This is a genomic window from Bacteroides congonensis (assembly GCF_900130125.1).
GTDB lineage: Bacteria > Bacteroidota > Bacteroidia > Bacteroidales > Bacteroidaceae > Bacteroides > Bacteroides congonensis.
Genome location: NZ_FQXY01000010.1, coordinates 1,147,695 through 1,166,477, shown reverse-complemented (window position 1 = coordinate 1,166,477; position 18,783 = coordinate 1,147,695). Strand labels below are relative to the sequence as shown.

Below are 18,783 nucleotides of genomic sequence, written 5' to 3'. Positions count from 1 at the left end.
CATTAAATGTCTATAAACATGAAAAGAAATTGGTTATCATATATGTGCATGGCAGCTCTTCTCACCGGAACGCTGACATCGTGCGACGAATCCAGCTTTTTGAACCTGTCAGACCCGAATCATTTCACGGAAAGTAATTTCTGGAAAGATAAAGCAGACGCGGAAAGCGCTCTGGCCGCCGCCTATTCTCCCATAAAGGGGGCAATGTACGGGTACTTCGGCGCATTTGACGGATGGCTGAACCTGAACGGTCGCGGGGACGATATCTACACAATCAAAGGAGAAGAAGTCCCTATGTGGAATATCGCAAACTTCCTGAATTCACCGTCTACCGGCAACGACCCTTACGGAGCACTTTATTCAGGCATCCAACGTGCCAATATCGTATTACGTTATATCGACCAGATACCGGCATCGGGCATCACTGAAGACGACCGTTCGATGATTAAGGGTGAAGCGCTTTTCCTGCGCGGCTACCAGTATTTCCTGCTAGTCAACAATTACAGGGAAGTTCCTTTGCGCCTGATACCTTCCAACGAAGATGAAACGAACAAAGGCCCTGCCAGTGAGGCTGCCTTATGGGCACAGGTGGAAGACGATTTGGGCAATGCCATCAAATGCAACTTACCGGTGGAACGTACTACGGCCAAAGAGCGGGTAACGAAAGGCGCCGCTATCGCAATGTTGGGTAAAGTATATGCCACCCAACATAAATATCCGGAAGCAAAACAGTTGTTGGGAACGTTATTGACATCTCCTTATTCTTATGAATTAATCGACGACTTCGGAAAGAACTTCACGAATGAAGAAGAATTCAACAAAGAATCCGTGTACGAAATAGCATACAGCCCTGACGGAGAATACTCCTGGAGTAATGAAAGCGGTATCTGCCTGGGTTGCTACATACCACAGTTTATCGGCCCGGTAAAATCCGGCGGATGGGCCAAGCTGATGCCGAACTCTTTAATCGTAGGAGAATTTACGAAAGAAACCCGTCCGGGTGATGCGGATACCAAGTTTGACAAGCGTATGTATGCCAGTCTTTTCTTCGACGCGGCCAACTATGGCGATAAAGTGCCTAATGAGAAATGGTATGGCAACAACTATTCTATGGACGACCTTTGGGAAGGCAACGAAGGTAAAATGGCAGGTGGTGCTCCCAGTTTCAATGTCAGCGGAACAGCAGGTAAATTCCTGATTAAAAAAAACGTCGCATACTATGTGGACGATAAAGCGCCGGACAACATGGGCAACAAGGAAGGAAGATCGAGCAACTTACGTGTGATGCGTTTTGCAGAAGTACTGTTGCTTTATGCTGAAGCATGTGCCAAAACGGACGATGCGGACGGCGCCAACTACGCCTTGAAACTAATCCGCAAACGGGCGGGACTTCAGGAAAAAACCTTCGCGCAAGCCGACCTGATGGCTGAAATCGAACACCAATGCTTACTGGAATTCTTCGCGGAAGGCCACCGTTTCGATGACCTCAAACGTTGGTATTCCGTTAGTGAAATCCAGTTGATACTCAAGGCTAATGGAAAGCAAGGTGCGGAAAACTTCCAGGAAAAACACCTGTACTATCCGATACCGACCAGTGAATTAAACAATAATACTGCGATGGTGCAAACCAGCCTATGGAGATAATGCCCGGGCAAGATTAACTTAATAAAGAAACAATATGAAAAAGATATATTCATTATTATTCGTATCCCTCTTCCTATTTCTAGGATACTCTTGTGAGGACGGAAGTTTGAGTCACGGTGATGTCTACATTCCCGACCCGGTAGAAGAAACAGACGAAGACGACGGTTTCTCTGCCGAACCGACTACCGAAGCTGTCATCAAAGTACAGCTCGGAGATGGGCACGAACATCAGATTATTGATGGTTTCGGATGTGCTTTTGCCGAATGGTCACACCGTATATGGAACCATATGCAACGTGAAGATGTAGTAAACGACTTGTTTGGCGAGAATGGTTTGAAACTGAATATCTTCCGGGGTGAGGTATTTCCACACTATCAGAACCCGACTACCAATGTTATCGACTTCGGTATTAACCGCACATTCAACCTGGCTCCGAATGACCCGTCCATGATTAATGATTATTGGAGAGACTTCAACGGTTCGGGATGCGGCGAACAGGTGCAGTTGGGACAAATGTGGCTGGTGGACATCCTTCAGAGAAAATACAAAGATGTAAAGTTCATGTTCTCTACATGGAGTCCTCCCGGGACAATGAAATCCAACGGAAAACCTTCCGGCGGTAGTTTGAAGACCGGTTCGGGAGACGAATTCGCCGACTATCTGATAGACTTCATCAATACATATACGAATAAATTCGGTATTAAGATTTATGCCATTTCACCGTCCAATGAGCCGAACAGTAGCGGAACAGGATGGAACGGATGTAGCTGGACTTATGGTAACTTGGCCAATTTCTGCCAGGATAATCTTCGCCCGGCTTTAGACAAGGCAGGTTATCAGGATATGAAAATTATCTTCGGAGAGCATTCATGGTGGAAAGCGGGAGTCACCTTCCTCGAAAACGGTTTGAAGGCTCGCCCCGAATTAGCAAATTCCAATATCATTGCTGCCGCTCACGGATATACATTAATCGGTAACACGGAATTTGTACAATCTCCCCTCTGTGCAGAAAAGAATATTCATCTTTGGAATACAGAAACCAGTTCTACGGATACGTATGACCCGTCTTGGAAAAATGCGATGCAATGGGCCACCACTTTCCACAATTACCTGGCTGTTTCCAACCTGAATGCATTTGTATGGTGGGCAGGCGCACGTCCTTGTACCAATAATGAAGCACTTATCAGACTGGAAGAAGCACTGCCCGGAACAAACTATGAAAGAGCCGCCCGCTATTACAGCTACGGACAATTCACCAAGTTTATCCCGGAAGGAAGCCGCCGCGTGGATGTAAAAACGATTGCTCCTGAAAATGACGACGAAGCCTTCCCCAAAGAACTGTTAATGACAGCTTACGTGAAAGACGATGGCACCTATACTATCGTATTAGTAAATAACTCTACCAGCAAGGCTTTCGAAACGAAACTGGAGATTGAAGGAAAAGAATTCCAGACGATGATTGCATATACATCGGACGAAGGCGTGAAATGGCAACGCAAGAAAATAAACCCGTCTCTTAGCGGACTGCGTGCCATCACCGTTCCCAAGTTTAGCGTTGTTACCATCACCGGTAAAATGAAAGATATTGAAGCAGAATAAATGTTCCAAATAAACAATGAATAGTATGAAAAGAAATCTATTATATTTAGCAGGATTCCTGCTTGCAGCCGTTACCGTATTCTCCGGCTGTAACGATGATGTTCCTTCCTACCATCAACTGGTGCCGGATACGCAAGAGCTGATCATCAACTTCGACGAGACACCGGAAGGGACAATCCGGATGCTTCAGGGAAATGGGAACTACAAGATTGCCAGTTCGGATGAAGATGTAGTGACGGCCATCGCCGAAGGAAACACGATTAAAGTAACTGCATTGAAAGCCGGTAGCGCCAACCTGACAATCACCGACTGGGCGAAAATGAGCATCAGTGTAAAAGTAATCGTTGACCAGTTAAGTGAATTGGTATTGGCGGTTTCTTCCACCAAGATGTATCCGAACGAAAGCAAAGCAATTCAGATACATACGGGAAACAGAGGATACAAAGTGACTGTCGATAACGAATCAGTAGCCAAAGCTACGGTAGATGAAGAAGGACAGATCCGGGTAGAGTCCCTGTCACCGGGTACTGCAACGGTTACAGTGACCGACAGGCTGAATAAGAGTGCGGAACTTTCCGTAAAAGTCATCAAGAAACTGGCACTCGACAATAATGAAGAAATCTCTTATCTGACGGTCGGCGAACCCCTGACGCTTAAAATTCTGAATGGTAACGGCGGCTATACCTGTACAAACAATGGTTCTGCCACGTATCTGAAATGCACAATAGCGGAAAGCGGAACAGAAGTCATTGTCGAAGGGCTCAGAAGATACCGTTTCAACAAAACGATTACTATTAGTGACCAGGAAGGCGAATCAATCAGTATCAATGTGCTTTATATAGATAGCCCTTATATGCAAGATCCGTCTTATCGTTACCTGATTAAAGGCTCCAGTTCTTATCAAAGCCTGTCTACTTCGGCCGTAGGTATCATTACTCATTCGGAAGAGTTCAATATGTCCGAACTGGTTATAAAAAGCTCCGGAACTTCTGCCAGCGGTTTTGCCGTGCAATTCTCAGGAGACTTGAAAGAAGGCGATAAGAGTGCCCCTGTACTATATAAGGTGACGAGAAACGCAATCGACAAGAGTGTAAAATATCCGATAGAAGACTGTCGCATTGATAAAGCAGAAGATGGCTGGTATTGGGTCAGCTTCCTGGAAGCCGGCTGCACTGTCCGTTCTTATATGATAACCAAGCAATAATTTATAAACCTGACACATGGATTTTGAAAGTACCCCCATACTTTTGAAATGACCAACATAAAAAGAGACTGTCCGCGCAACACAGTACGTTCCTTATTTCTGTCTGTATTGTAGCCAGTCTCTTTTTATAAATTCTTGAATAGATATGAATAGATATGATAACAGATTACGTATTCTTACCGAAGAATTCGAATCGCTCATCTCACGTGAAAATGAAAAGATACTGCCCGGCAACGGCATCTTTGAACGTTACAAATATCCCATATTGACAGCCGCCCACACTCCGTTGGAATGGAGATACGACTTTAACCCCGAAACGAACCCTTTCTTTATGGAACGCTTCGGCATCAATGCCGTATTCAATGCAGGAGCTATCAAATTCAACGGAAAGTACCTTGTCATGGGACGGGTGGAAGGATATGACCGCAAATCATTCTTCGCCATCGCCGAAAGCCCGAACGGAATAGATAATTTCCGTTTTTGGGAGTATCCGGTTCAATTGCCGGATTTATATCCTGAAGAGACGAACGTGTATGATATGCGCCTGACAGCCCATGAAGACGGTTGGATTTACGGTATCTTTTGCAGCGAAAGCCTTGACCCGGACGCCACCCCCGGCGACTTGTCTTCTGCCATAGCCAAAGCGGGTATCGTGCGTACCAAAGACTTGAAGAACTGGGAGCGACTGCCGAACCTGATTTCCAAAAGCCAGCAACGAAATGTCGTTTTGCACCCGGAATTTGTAAACGGCAAGTATGCCCTGTACACCCGTCCGCAAGATAATTTCATCAATGCCGGCAACGGCGGCGGTATCGGTTGGGCACTGATAGATGATATAACCCATGCGGAAGTGAAAGAAGAAACCATTATCAACCACCGCCATTATCATACCATCAAAGAGGTGAAGAACGGTGAAGGGCCTCATCCTATCAAAACCCCAAAAGGTTGGCTACATCTGGCTCACGGAGTTCGTGCCTGCGCAGCCGGCTTGCGTTATGTACTCTATCTGTATATGACCTCTCTGGAAGACCCGACTAAAATCATTGCCGAACCGGGCGGTTTCTTGCTTGCCCCTATGGGAGAGGAAAGAACCGGAGATGTATCCAACGTACTTTTCTCGAATGGTTGGATTGTTGATGAGGACGGAACAGTATATATCTATTACGCCTCTTCCGACACCCGTATGCACGTGGCAACCTCGTCAATCGACAGGCTGACGGATTATTGTCTCCACACACCGGCAGACGGATTCCGTTCCGCTACGTCTGTGAAAAGCATCTGTAAGCTCGTAGAGACGAACAAGCTGGTCATGACAGAGCAATACGTTTAAAATTAAAAGCGCAAAGTTATCCGGTTGTCATATGACAGAGCCGGACAACTTTGCGCTTTTCTTTTTTGCAGAAGAGGAACGTTTTTTATTCCAAAACCGGGGAATATCAACATAGTATCAGAATGAGTTAAAATAATATTTGTTTCCTTACCTCTTTCCCCCTACCTTTGCCGCAAAGAACATATAAATCGAATCAAAACAATAATATGAAATTACACACTACCGACCTTCTCATCATATGTGCTTATCTTATCGCAATGATTGTCATCGGACTTATTCTAAAGAAACGGGCTGCCCAAAATATGGATTCCTATTTCTTAGGCGGGAAATCATTGCCTTTCTATATGTTGGGATTATCCAACGCATCCGGAATGTTCGATATTACAGGCACAATGCTGATGGTATATTGGGCATTCGCCTATGGCTTCAAAAGTCTCTGGATTCCCTGGTTATGGCCGGTATTCAATCAGATATTCCTCATGGTTTACCTGTCCGTGTGGCTGCGCCGTTCTAACGTGCTCACCGGCGCGGAATGGATTAAGACCCGTTTCGGGAAAGGTAAAGGGTCAACTCTTTCACATACGATTGTTATTGTATTCGCATTATTGAGCGTACTCGGTTTTTTAAGTTATGGATTCATAGGTATTGGTAAATTTATGGAGATATTCATCCCCTGGGAAGTGGTATCTCCATTTATTCCTTTCAATGTTCCTGCAGAATATGTACCTCATGTATATGGTATCTTCTTTACCACAATCGCCACTTTCTATGTGATGCTCGGCGGAATGTTGAGTATCGTATGGACGGATGTCGTCCAATTCCTGATAATGACCGTGGCGGGTATCGTTATCGTCGTCATCGGCATGCAGATGGTAGCACCGGATATGATTCACTCATTTGTTCCCGCCGGCTGGGATTCGCCTTTCTTCGGGTGGACGCTCGATATTGACTGGAGCAGCCGGATGAATCTCCTCACCGAACGAATGGCGAACGAACCTTATAGCCTGATAAGCATTTTCGTCATGATGGCTTTGCTGAAAGGTATTTTTATGAGTATGGCAGGCCCTGCCCCCAACTATGACATGCAGAAGATTCTGTCCTGCAAGTCTCCGAAAGAAGCGGCTATGATGAGCGGCTCTGTATCAGTAGTGTTATTAATCCCCCGTTATCTGATGATTATGGGATTTGCGTTGCTGGCTATCTACTTCTTCAAAGAGGATGGCGGAATGACGCAGATGGAAGTTACACGGACGGACTTTGAGACGATTCTTCCTCACTTAATCACACGTTATGTTCCGGCAGGACTGGCCGGGTTGTTGTTGGCCGGACTATTGGCAGCTTTCATGTCTACTTTCGCTTCTACGGTGAATGCAGCCCCTGCCTATATCGTGAATGATATTTACTTGAAATATATTAATCCGAAAGCGAGTGTAAAAACACAAATCCGCAGCAGTTATGTCATTTCTGTTGCCGTAGTAGTAATCAGCACTGTTATCGGATTCTTCCTGAAAGATATCAATGAAATCTTCCAATGGATTGTAGGCGCGCTCTTCGGTGGATATATCGCTGCCAACGTACTGAAATGGCACTGGTGGCGCTTCAACGGTGAAGGCTATTTTTGGGGAATGACTGCCGGAGTACTGGCGGCAATCGTGATGAAATTCACCGTTCCCGATGCATGGGTGCTCTATTTCTTCCCGGTGTTGTTCGGTGTTTCCCTGATAGGATGTATTGCAGGAACATACAGCGCATCTCCGACAGACGATGAAACACTTATCAATTTCTATACCCGTGTACGCCCCTGGGGATGGTGGAAGCCGATTGAAGAAAAAGCTCTGGCCCGTTACCCCCATATCCGGCCAAACAGAAACTTCAAAAGAGATGCTTTCAACGTGGCAATCGGTATCGTTTGGCAATGTACGCTTACTATCATTCCGATGTATCTCGTTGTCCGTGAGCAACTGGGACTCTGGAGTTCCATCGCCCTGTTGCTGGTTACTACACTGATATTAAGAAAGACATGGTACAAGCCTTTGTGCAAAGAAGAAGCACGCTACAATGAAGAAATGAAACAACTGAAATAAAAAGAAATAATTAGCTTAACACACTAAAAAACGGAGAACTGACCATGAAAAGACTATCTGTCATACTAATCTCATTTTTACTATATCTGCCACTAAGCGCTCAATTCAAAGGAACAGTCTATATCGACGCCGACCAATCGGGCATATTTAATAAAGGCGACAAGCCGCTGGCGGGAGTTATGGTAACAGACGGATTGAATGTAGTAAAGACAGATAAGAAAGGTCGGTTCTCTTTACCCGGATTCGAAAAGACACGGTTCATCACTATCACCACTCCTGCCGGATACGAAACACAGCATTTCTACCTGCCCGTAAAAGAAAACAGGAAAAGCTATGATTTCCTGCTGACAGAGAGCGAACGGACTAAATCGGAAGAGCACTCTTTCGTTCAAATCACCGATACCGAAGTGACCGGCGGAATGGGGCGTTGGGTGACAGACCTTCAGCAATATATAAAGAACGAGAAACCTGCATTCCTAATTCATACCGGAGACATCTGTTACGAACCGGGACTTACCATGCACAATCAAGTAGTCAATGCTCAAACTATGAACTGCCCCGTTTATTATTGCATCGGCAATCACGACCTGGTGAAAGGCAAGTATGGCGAAGAGCTTTACGAGTCTCTCTACGGCCCGACATGGTATTCATTCGATGTCGGCAATATCCATTACGTAGTCACCCCCATCGACCACGGAGACAACCCGACTGACTATACCCTGAAAGACGTATATAACTGGCTGAAAAATGACCTCGCCCTGATGAAAGAAGGGCAAGCGCTGATTCTTTTCAACCATGACCTGTTCACCGCAAGCGACACTTTCGTATTCAAAGCCGACAATGAACATATACTCGACCTGCGTGATTTCAATACCAAAGCCCAGATATACGGACATATGCACTACAACTACGTGCGTAATCAGAATGGAATTTATACCATCTGCACCGGAACGTTAGACAAAGGCGGCATTGACCATACACCTTCTTCTTTCCGTGATATTAAAGTAGATGCCAATAATAACATCAGCACAGAACTGAGATACGCTTTCATCGAACCGCAAATTGCCATCGTCTCTCCGATGGACAATCAGACTACCGCTTCTCCCGTTGCCGCTTCTACTGGCGAAAACCAGCTTCCTGTTTCCGTCAACACCTATCATTCGCAGGCAAAAACATCACACGTTTCTTATATCTTAAGCGACGCAGAAAGCAATCAGGAAATAGCCAAAGGCAATCTTACCTCTCTCACCGACTGGAACTGGAATGGAAACATTCAAATACCGGCGAATGAAAACGGGAAAAGACTGAACCTTACAGTAACTTCATTCTTCAACGACGGAAAGAAAGCGACTGCTACCAGCCAATTCATTTATCAAAAAGATTTCAAGCTGTCCTCTATTCCCGGCGAAGACTGGAACACCCTGCTTCAAAACACCGCTCACTCCGGCGGAGTCAATGATTCTCAAATCAAGCTCCCTCTACAATTGCAATGGACAGCCAACACAGGCAGCAATATCTTTATGAATTCCCCCATTATCGCCGGACAAAAAGTATTCATCGCCACCACCGACGATAATGTATCACTGAACACATTCATCTGCGCATTCGACTTCAACTCCGGCAAACTATTGTGGAAATTCCCTACTGCAAATTCAGTAAAGAACACAATAGCCTATGAAAATGGAATTGTAATAGCCCAGGATGCCGCCTGCAACCTCTATGCCTTAGACGCAGAATCAGGGAAATTACTTTGGAAACAATACATCAATCTGAACAGTTACCCCTATCTGACAGAAGGAGTGACCGTAGATAAAGGCGTAGCCTATGCCGGAATCGGCGCCGGACTATCCGCCTATGATTTAAAAACAGGACAAACAATATGGACTAACAAAGACTGGAAACAACGGGAAGGCGCTACTACCACCCTGACCGTTGCCGGAAATGTATTAGTCAGCGGAACGCAATGGGGCGGATTATACGGCAATGACATCCGCACCGGAAAACAACTATGGAAACTCTCCGACAACGGGCTCGGCAACCGGGGAGCATCGCCGGTCTATAAAGACGGAAAACTATGGATTATCTCTTCCAAAAGCTTCTTCACCATAGAGCCGCAAACCGGAAAAGTACTTCAACAAAAAGAACTCTCTGCCAATCTGGACGTTACATCCACCCCGCTCGTCACCGAACAGGAGATTATCTTCGGCACTGCCGACCGTGGAGTCTTCGCACTGGACAAATCCACACTTTTCAACAAATGGAAAGCAGAGACATCACCTTCACTCGTCTACACCGCCCCTTACTCCAGTACCCCGCAAGCCGGAGTGGAAACAAGCCCCGTAGCGTCACAAGGAGTTGTCTACATCGGAGCTTCCGACGGTTATCTATACGCTATCGACCAGGCAACGGGAATCATAAAAGAGAAATATAATCTCGGAGCACCCGTATTCTCCACCGTAGCCGTATCCGGTAACCGGATGATTGTTTGCGACTTTGCAGGAAACGTGTATTGCTTCTCTTCGAAGTAAACTCTCTCCTCGATTCTGTAAAAGCAAAAGGCAGATATTTTATAGAACTCCCCTTCATTCATTCAAGATGCCAAATTGGTATCTTGAAAGTTATTTGAGATAACCTATCTTATACAGTTTTTCTCACCCCGCGCGTTGTAATTTGAAGATTATCACGTATCTTTGCCCCTCAATCATAAATACGAGATATGGCTATTACAATCAAGAAAGTCACCACAAAGAGTGAGCTAAAGAAATTTATCCGTTTCAATTACAGGATGTATAAGGACAATCCTTATTCCGTGCCCGACCTCTATGACGATATGCTCAATACGTTCAACAAAAAGAAAAACGCGGCATTCGAGTTCTGTGAAGCAGATTATTTCCTGGCATACCGGGACGATAAAATCGTAGGGCGCGTAGCCGCTATCGTCAACAACCGTGCCAATGAGAAATGGGACTGTAAGAACGTCCGTTTCGGATGGATAGACTTCATTGACGACCCCGAAGTCTCTGCCGCCCTCATCAAGACAGTAGAAGACTGGGGAAAAGAACGGGGCATGACGCACATTGCCGGCCCTCTCGGATTTACCGATTTCGACGCAGAAGGAATGCTGGTTGAAGGATTCGACCAACTCAGCACGATGGCTACCATCTACAACCACCCCTACTATCCGGTACATATGGAGAAACTCGGTTTCGAGAAAGACGCCGACTGGGTGGAATACCAAATCTACATTCCCGATGCCATCCCCGACAAGCACAAGCGCATCTCCGAACTGATTCAACGGAAATATAATCTCAAGATAAAAAAATACACTTCCGGAAAGAAAATAGCCAAAGACTACGGACAGAAGATTTTCGAGCTGATGAACGAAGCATACAGCCCGCTCTACGGCTACTCCCCACTGACACAGCGGCAAATCGACCAGTACGTAAAAATGTACCTGCCTATTCTCGACTTACGTATGGTGACACTTATCACTGATGCCAACGATGAACTGGTCTGCGTAGGTATCTCCATGCCTTCACTTGCCGAAGCCCTGCAAAAGTCGCACGGACGCTTGCTGCCTCTCGGATGGTTCTACCTGCTGAAAGCACTGTTCATGAAACGTCGTGCCAAAATGCTTGATTTACTACTTGTTGCAGTGAAGCCGGAATACCAGAACAAAGGTGTTAACGCTTTGTTATTTTCCGATTTAATTCCAGTTTATCAAAAATTAGGTTTTATCTTTGCAGAAAGCAACCCCGAACTCGAACTGAACGGAAAGGTTCAGGCTCAATGGGATTACTTTGAGACTAAGCAACATAAGCGCCGCCGTGCGTTCATCAAAGAGATAAAATAAAAAACAGCTATGGAAGAGAACGAATTGATACCTGTAGACAACAACAATGCAGTAGAGTACACTGACGACAACATCCGCCACTTGAGCGACATGGAGCATGTCCGCACACGCCCCGGTATGTATATCGGTAGGCTGGGCGACGGCGCGCATGCCGAAGACGGAATCTATGTCCTCCTGAAAGAAGTAATCGACAACAGTATTGACGAGTTCAAGATGCAAGCCGGTAAGAAAATTGAGATTACCGTTGAAGAAAACCTTCGTGTCAGTGTCCGCGACTACGGACGAGGCATTCCGCAAGGAAAGCTGATTGAAGCGGTCAGCATGCTGAACACAGGTGGTAAGTACGACAGTAAAGCATTCAAGAAGAGTGTCGGACTGAACGGTGTCGGTGTGAAAGCCGTCAACGCATTGAGCTCCCGTTTCGAGGTACGCAGTTACCGCGACGGCAAAGTACGTACCGCCACTTTCTCCAAAGGAAACCTGCTGACTGACAATACGCAAGATACCGAAGAGGAAAACGGAACTTATATCTTCTTCGAACCGGACAACACATTATTCCTAAATTATTGTTTCAAGCCCGAATTTATCGAGACGATGCTACGTAACTACACGTACCTCAACACCGGGCTTGCCATTATCTATAACGGTCACCGCATCCTGTCGCGCAACGGTCTTGTAGACCTCCTGAACGACAACATGACGGCAACCGGACTTTATCCGATTATCCACCTGAAAGGCGAAGACATCGAGATAGCCTTCACCCATACCGGACAATACGGAGAAGAATACTACTCTTTCGTCAACGGTCAGCACACCACGCAGGGCGGTACGCATCAAAGTGCTTTCAAGGAACACATCGCCCGCACTATCAAAGAGTTCTTCAACAAGAATATGGACTACACCGACATCCGTAACGGATTGGTTGCCGCCATCGCCGTCAATGTAGAAGAACCTATCTTCGAGAGTCAGACCAAAACCAAACTGGGTTCTACCAATATGGTTCCCGGCGGCGTGACGGTTAATAAATACGTAGGTGACTTCATCAAACAGGAAGTGGACAACTTCCTGCACAAGCATGCGGACGTAGCCGAAGCAATCCAACAGAAGATTCAGGAATCGGAAAAGGAACGCAAAGCCATCGCCGGCGTGACGAAACTTGCCCGCGAACGTGCCAAGAAAGCGAACCTGCACAACCGTAAACTGCGCGACTGCCGCATCCACCTCAACGACCCGAAGGGAAAAGGACTGGAAGAGGACTCCTGCATCTTTATCACCGAGGGTGACTCCGCAAGCGGTTCCATCACCAAAAGCCGTGATGTTAACACTCAGGCGGTATTCAGTCTACGCGGTAAACCGCTGAACTCTTTCGGACTGACAAAGAAAGTGGTTTACGAGAACGAAGAGTTCAACCTGCTTCAGGCAGCCTTGAATATAGAAGACGGCATAGAAGGACTGCGTTACAACAAGGTCATTGTAGCAACCGATGCCGATGTGGACGGTATGCACATCCGCCTGCTGCTGATTACCTTCTTCCTGCAATTCTTCCCCGACCTCATCAAGAAGGGGCATGTATATATCCTGCAAACTCCCTTGTTCCGCGTGCGCAACAAGAAAAAGACGCTCTATTGTTACAGCGAGGAGGAACGTGTCAACGCAATCAACGAATTAAGCCCGAATCCCGAAATCACCCGATTCAAAGGATTGGGAGAAATCTCGCCGGACGAGTTCAAGCACTTTATCGGCAAGGACATGCGTCTGGAACAAGTATCATTGCGCAAGACGGACGCAGTAAAAGAACTACTTGAATTCTACATGGGCAAGAATACCATGGAACGACAGAACTTTATTATAGATAACTTGGTTATAGAAGAAGACTTGGCATCATGAGAAAAGCAATATTCCCGGGTACTTTCGACCCTTTCACCATCGGACATTATTCGGTAGTGGAACGTGCACTTACCTTTATGGACGAGATTGTGATAGGAATCGGTATCAACGAGAACAAGAATACATATTTCCCCATCGAGAAAAGGGAAGAAATGATTCGGGAACTTTATAAAGACGAACCTCGTATCAAAGTGATGTCATATGATTGTCTGACGATTGATTTTGCGCAGGAAGTAGGAGCACGGTTCATCGTCCGCGGCATCCGTACCGTGAAGGATTTCGAGTACGAAGAGACGATTGCGGACATCAACCGCAAACTGGCGGGCATTGAAACCATCCTGCTCTTCACTGAACCCGAGCTGACTTGTGTCAGCTCTACGATTGTACGCGAGTTATTGACCTATAATAAAGATATCAGCCAGTTTATTCCTGAAGGAATGAGGATAAGTTGAGAATGGAGCAAAGTAAGATTATGAGTAAGATTAAAATATACGTCCTTTTGGCTTGCCTGTGGACAGTATCAGCCGTACAGGCTCAGAATTTCGGTTCGGCTGCCATGCGCAAGCTACAAATGGCAGAATTTGCAATCTCCAACTTCTATGTAGACAAAGTAGATGAGGACAAGCTGGTAGAAGAAGCCATCATCAAAATGTTGGCACAACTCGACCCGCACTCCACCTACTCGGACGCAGAGGAAGTGAAGAAAATGAACGAACCTCTCCAAGGCAACTTCGAAGGTATCGGGGTACAGTTCCAAATGATTGAAGATACATTACTGGTGGTGCAACCCGTCAGCAACGGCCCTTCCGAGAAAGTCGGCATCCTTGCCGGCGACCGCATTATCGCCGTCAACGACAGCGCCATTGCCGGAGTGAAGATGAGTACGGAAGATATTATGAAACGTCTTCGCGGCCCGAAAGGTTCCAAAGTCAACCTGAAGATTGTCCGTCGTGGCGTAGAAGACCCATTGGTTTTCACCGTAAAAAGAGACAAGATTCCTATCCTCAGCCTTGACGCTTCTTACATGATTCAGCCCAAGACAGGCTATATCCGCATCAACCGCTTCGGAGCAACCACCGCCGAGGAGTTCAAGAAAGCAATGAAGGAACTTCAGAAGCAAGGCATGAAGGATATGATTCTCGACTTGCAAGGCAACGGCGGGGGATACCTCAACGCTGCCATCGACCTTGCCAACGAATTCCTGGGACAAAAGGAACTCATCGTCTACACCGAAGGCCGGACTGCCAAACGCAGCGATTTTTATGCCAAAGGTAACGGGGACTTCCGTAACGGCCGCCTCATTGTATTAGTAGATGAATACACAGCTTCCGCCAGTGAAATCGTCAGCGGTGCGGTGCAGGATTGGGACAGGGGAATCATCGTCGGCCGCCGTTCTTTCGGCAAAGGACTGGTGCAGCGTCCCATCGACCTGCCGGACGGTTCCATGATTCGTCTGACTATCGCCCGTTATTATACTCCTGCAGGCCGCTGCATCCAAAAGCCTTATGACAGCTCGACAGATTACAATAAAGACTTGATAGAACGCTTCAACCATGGCGAACTGATGAATGCCGACAGCATCCACTTCCCGGATTCACTGAAAGTACAGACTAAGAAACTGGGACGCACAGTCTATGGCGGTGGCGGTATCATGCCAGATTATTTCGTACCTATCGACACTACTTTGTACACGGATTATCACCGGAACCTGGTAGCCAAAGGAGTCATCATTAAATTTACGATGAAGTTTATCGAAGGCCACCGGAAGGAATTGGCGGGCAAGTACAAGAAGTTCGAATCATTCAATGAAAAGTTTATCATTGACGATGACATGATGGCAACTTTACGCGAAATGGGCGATAAAGAGGGCGTGAAGTTTAATGAAGAGCAGTATCAGAAATCGCTCCCGCTCATCAAAACTCAACTCAAAGCATTGATAGCACGTGACCTTTGGGATATGAATGAATATTTCCGGGTGATGAATACAACGAATGAGAGTGTACAAAAGGCATTGGAGATATTGAATTCGGACGAATATCAGAAGAAACTGAAAGTAAATCAGCACTGATATTCATCAACTCTCCCCTATATTAAAAACGCACATTTCTCTTTCACCTATCACCGACGGCAATCAAACGCTTTATTCATCGAGGTTTCCGGCGGTGATAGGTTGTTTTTTAACCTATCACCTCATCTATCACCTATCACCGTCAAGGCCGTTTTCCTTTCCTACACCGTATCTGTCAATCGGGACAAGGCTGATAAATTCCTCAAACAAGTAGGAATACTTTGTTTTTCTCCCTTATATAGTTTATCTTTGCCGCTGATATAGTTCATCTACCATAGCCGTGACGAATTCCTACCACGGCCATGAAGAGAAGCTACCACAGCCATGGCAAGATCTTACCACGGCCGTGACAGACTAATGATAAAGGCACCGGAACATAACTATCCCTACGTCTTAATCAAAGAATAAAGGCAGGACAACTTATATAAAGCCGCTTGATAACAAACAAACAACAGCTATATAACACAATCCCCTCTAACGAAGTCCAACGATAACTAATTTGTTTTGCAACAACAAAACACGATGTATTTACGATAAACTAAATAGAGAACAATGGCAATACAATTTGAATTGTACAAGACTCCCCATCCCAAGGATGAGGAAGGCAAAGAGACGTATCACGCACGCGTAGTCAACTTCCAGCACATCGACACGGATTATCTGGCAAAGGAAATCCAGATAGCCACCTCGCTGACCGAAGGAGACGTAAAATCTGTCCTCGATTCCCTTAGTCACTTTATGGGCGACCGGCTTCGGGAGGGAGAAAGCGTCCATCTGGACGGTATCGGCTATTTTCAGATAAAACTGAACAGCAAAGAACCTATCACTTCACCCAAACTGAAAGCGAATCAAATCAAGCTCAAAGCCAACATCAGCTTCAAGGCAGATATCAAACTGAAAAAGTCAGTCAGCGTCGTACACCTGGAACGAAGCAAATTGAAACCCCATTCGGCTTCCCGCTCGAACGAAGAAGTAGACAAACTGCTGACCAACTATTTCAACAATAACCCGATATTGACCCGCTCCGACTTCCAAAGGGTCTGCGGTTTCACTCCCACCACCGCCGCACGGCACATCAAACGGCTGAAAGAGGAAAAGAAATTGAAGAATATCCATACGTATTATAATCCGATTTATATGCCGATGCCTGGGTATTATGGGATGGCGGAAATAAAAGAGGATGAAACAAATGTAATACAGAAATGAAGAAACTAAATAGCTCCTCAAAAACAAAAAGATAATCATTATTAATACCTCATAGGTGCAAATTCTGCACTTATGATAATAGACTGTCACATTTCTTTGTCCCACTATCCAAGCTATTATAAACAAGGATACAATATAAAGAAAGATTAAAAAAGAAATTCAGTTGTCGCAAAATTTGCGACAACTGAATTTCGTGCTGTTTCCACCCCTAACTTGTGCAAGAACTACCCAGATTGATTATTGTCTTAATTAGCAAGGATAAACACATAAATGTATTATTTTCCTCAGAAAAAAAGAGAATAAGGCTACTTTTATTATTTACTTTGAAGCGTTATAATAGAACGCGCCGGAATCTGAACAATCTTTCCACTTTTCACTGTCCCTACCGGAAGCAAATCTTCCCCTTCTTTATCTGAAGTACGATAAATCTGCCATTGTGCATTTCCTACTTTTTCTTCATTAATAGAAAACTCTTTTTCTTCATTAGCATAATTGACAACTACCATCACATACGTTCCATCTGTATTCTTATAAGCAGAACACATCAATCCTTGTTGATCGGTATCACCATCGGGAATCAAAGCCCCCGTTTTATCGAAAGTCGAAACGGACAGCCGTACTGCACCCGGACGGATAAAGCGGCTGTAATTTCCCAAAGCCCACATCAGTTTGGAGTCTTCTACTCTGCCATCCAGAAAGTTGCCATCCGTAGTATATTCACGAATCAATCCGTCTTTGTAATCGCCGCCAATGGCACGCCACCACTGCCAACTCTTTGCTCCGGCATATACGATGTCATGATGGATAATACGGGCTACATAAAGCGCTGTCTTCATCGTACGGTCGAATCCGTTGCCGCCACCGATTTCTTCGTCATTACCCATGATGCAAGTCTCCGTCTGCCAGAAGTCAACATTGTGTTTATCCAATGTATCACGCAATTGACAACGTATATTACGCAATTCGCTTAATGGCGTAGTAGTCCAATAGCTATGTCCGAGCATCAGTCGGGGAACGTTCGGAATATCTCCCAAATATGTATCCACACTATCGGGACAGAAGAAAGCCTGAATCTGATAGCCACGCTGCCAGTCCGTCTCGTGAGTGCGGAACATACAGCGGTAATCGGAAGATTCATTCACCAGAATCTGCGTATCCATATCCCGGCTTACAAATTCTTTGCTTAACAAACGGACGGTATGGGCTACTTCCCTGTTGGTTGCCGGACAGCCTTCCTGCTTCGGGCCTACCCAGTTCCAATGTCCGTCCGGTTCGTTGAAAGGACATATATAGTCGAACTTGATACCGTCATGTTTTTCTACTCCTTGCACTACATCCGCCAGAAAACGGGCATACTTTTCGTAACAGTCCGGCTTCAAGTTAGCCGTGCCGCCACGACCGGTATTGGTAGCCAGCCCGTTCTGCGTATAATACACAGGGGGAGAGTTCAGGAAAGCAAGGAATTTGTTCACTCCCCGTTCTTTTGCCAGTTTGAGGAAGTTACGCTGTCCCTGTTGTTTGTCCCAGTCATATGTTCCGTCAGCGTTGAGGAAACATTCGGCACGCGTCCAGAGGGAAGCAATCTGACTGGCTTCGCCCTGTTCAGTGCTGCCCGCCCCGACGTTGAAACGCCAGAGGGACAGCCCGATACCTTTCGGCTTTCCGTTCGCATCATTCCCGGTGCTGAACAGCCAGTCGGCAACCTGATTCTGCTTTTCCTGCGGCCAAAGTCCGATGAATTGCATACTCCAGGCGTCAGAAGCGCCGAAATATGCCATCGTTTGACAGGGTTTGTCCGTTTCTATCTGAAAATTGATATCGGGGGCAGGACGGGAAGAACATCCACCCGCCATACCTGCGATTGAGAAGAAGCCTAAAGCGGCTAAGAGCGTTTTACCTTTCATACT

12 protein-coding genes are annotated in these 18,783 nt (G+C 46.0%); 11 read left to right on the top strand and 1 reads right to left on the bottom strand.

The window, feature by feature from the left end; genetic code table 11:
• Positions 1-18 precede the first annotated feature (18 nt).
• The 11 genes from BQ7997_RS15690 (at position 19) to BQ7997_RS15640 (ending at position 16,876) form a co-directional block, all read left to right on the top strand.
• Positions 19-1,644, top strand: coding sequence for a RagB/SusD family nutrient uptake outer membrane protein (locus BQ7997_RS15690; RefSeq protein WP_073347156.1), 1,626 nt, complete (start codon positions 19-21; stop codon positions 1,642-1,644).
• 34 nt (positions 1,645-1,678) lie between these two features.
• Complete coding sequence (locus BQ7997_RS15685; RefSeq protein ID WP_073347155.1) at positions 1,679-3,244, top strand: glycoside hydrolase family 30 protein; 1,566 nt, start codon at positions 1,679-1,681, stop codon at positions 3,242-3,244.
• Between the two features lie 25 nt (positions 3,245-3,269).
• Positions 3,270-4,448, top strand: a complete 1,179-nt coding sequence (locus BQ7997_RS15680) for a pilus assembly protein N-terminal domain-containing protein (RefSeq protein ID WP_073347471.1) — start codon at positions 3,270-3,272, stop codon at positions 4,446-4,448.
• A gap of 145 nt (positions 4,449-4,593) precedes the next feature.
• Positions 4,594-5,778, top strand: a complete 1,185-nt coding sequence (locus BQ7997_RS15675) for a glycoside hydrolase family 130 protein (protein WP_073347154.1) — start codon at positions 4,594-4,596, stop codon at positions 5,776-5,778.
• 206 nt (positions 5,779-5,984) lie between these two features.
• Positions 5,985-7,862: a sodium:solute symporter family protein gene (locus tag BQ7997_RS15670; RefSeq protein WP_073347153.1), complete on the top strand. Its 1,878-nt coding sequence runs from the start codon at positions 5,985-5,987 to the stop codon at positions 7,860-7,862.
• A 44-nt stretch (positions 7,863-7,906) separates the two neighbouring features.
• On the top strand, positions 7,907-10,390 hold the full coding sequence (locus tag BQ7997_RS15665; RefSeq protein ID WP_073347152.1) for an outer membrane protein assembly factor BamB family protein: 2,484 nt from the start codon (positions 7,907-7,909) through the stop codon (positions 10,388-10,390).
• Positions 10,391-10,578: 188 nt separating this feature from the next.
• Positions 10,579-11,715 carry an N-acetyltransferase gene (locus BQ7997_RS15660; RefSeq protein ID WP_073347151.1) on the top strand — a complete coding sequence of 379 codons (1,137 nt, stop codon included), beginning with the start codon at positions 10,579-10,581 and terminating at the stop codon, positions 11,713-11,715.
• A 9-nt stretch (positions 11,716-11,724) separates the two neighbouring features.
• A complete protein-coding gene (locus BQ7997_RS15655; protein WP_073347150.1) occupies positions 11,725-13,602 on the top strand; it encodes a DNA topoisomerase IV subunit B in 1,878 nt (625 codons plus the stop codon).
• On the top strand, positions 13,599-14,054 hold the full coding sequence (gene coaD / locus BQ7997_RS15650) for a pantetheine-phosphate adenylyltransferase (RefSeq protein WP_044653937.1): 456 nt from the start codon (positions 13,599-13,601) through the stop codon (positions 14,052-14,054). Before BQ7997_RS15655 ends, coaD begins: the two co-directional genes overlap by 4 nt.
• Before the next feature lie 20 nt (positions 14,055-14,074).
• On the top strand, positions 14,075-15,670 hold the full coding sequence (locus BQ7997_RS15645) for a S41 family peptidase (protein ID WP_073347470.1): 1,596 nt from the start codon (positions 14,075-14,077) through the stop codon (positions 15,668-15,670).
• A 552-nt stretch (positions 15,671-16,222) separates the two neighbouring features.
• Positions 16,223-16,876, top strand: coding sequence for an HU family DNA-binding protein (locus tag BQ7997_RS15640; RefSeq protein WP_073347149.1), 654 nt, complete (start codon positions 16,223-16,225; stop codon positions 16,874-16,876).
• A 314-nt stretch (positions 16,877-17,190) separates the two neighbouring features.
• Here BQ7997_RS15640 and BQ7997_RS15635 read toward each other — a convergent pair whose 3' ends face one another.
• Positions 17,191-18,780: a glycoside hydrolase family 30 protein gene (locus tag BQ7997_RS15635; protein WP_073347148.1), complete on the bottom strand. Its 1,590-nt coding sequence runs from the start codon at positions 18,778-18,780 to the stop codon at positions 17,191-17,193.
• Positions 18,781-18,783: the final 3 nt, after the last annotated feature.

Coding starts and splice junctions, on each gene's coding strand:
- BQ7997_RS15690 (WP_073347156.1), top strand. CDS start 19: ATGAAAAGAAATTGGTTATCATATATGTGCATGGCAGCTCTTCTCACC.
- BQ7997_RS15685 (WP_073347155.1), top strand. CDS start 1,679: ATGAAAAAGATATATTCATTATTATTCGTATCCCTCTTCCTATTTCTA.
- BQ7997_RS15680 (WP_073347471.1), top strand. CDS start 3,270: ATGAAAAGAAATCTATTATATTTAGCAGGATTCCTGCTTGCAGCCGTT.
- BQ7997_RS15675 (WP_073347154.1), top strand. CDS start 4,594: ATGAATAGATATGATAACAGATTACGTATTCTTACCGAAGAATTCGAA.
- BQ7997_RS15670 (WP_073347153.1), top strand. CDS start 5,985: ATGAAATTACACACTACCGACCTTCTCATCATATGTGCTTATCTTATC.
- BQ7997_RS15665 (WP_073347152.1), top strand. CDS start 7,907: ATGAAAAGACTATCTGTCATACTAATCTCATTTTTACTATATCTGCCA.
- BQ7997_RS15660 (WP_073347151.1), top strand. CDS start 10,579: ATGGCTATTACAATCAAGAAAGTCACCACAAAGAGTGAGCTAAAGAAA.
- BQ7997_RS15655 (WP_073347150.1), top strand. CDS start 11,725: ATGGAAGAGAACGAATTGATACCTGTAGACAACAACAATGCAGTAGAG.
- coaD (WP_044653937.1), top strand. CDS start 13,599: ATGAGAAAAGCAATATTCCCGGGTACTTTCGACCCTTTCACCATCGGA.
- BQ7997_RS15645 (WP_073347470.1), top strand. CDS start 14,075: ATGAGTAAGATTAAAATATACGTCCTTTTGGCTTGCCTGTGGACAGTA.
- BQ7997_RS15640 (WP_073347149.1), top strand. CDS start 16,223: ATGGCAATACAATTTGAATTGTACAAGACTCCCCATCCCAAGGATGAG.
- BQ7997_RS15635 (WP_073347148.1), bottom strand. CDS start 18,780: ATGAAAGGTAAAACGCTCTTAGCCGCTTTAGGCTTCTTCTCAATCGCA.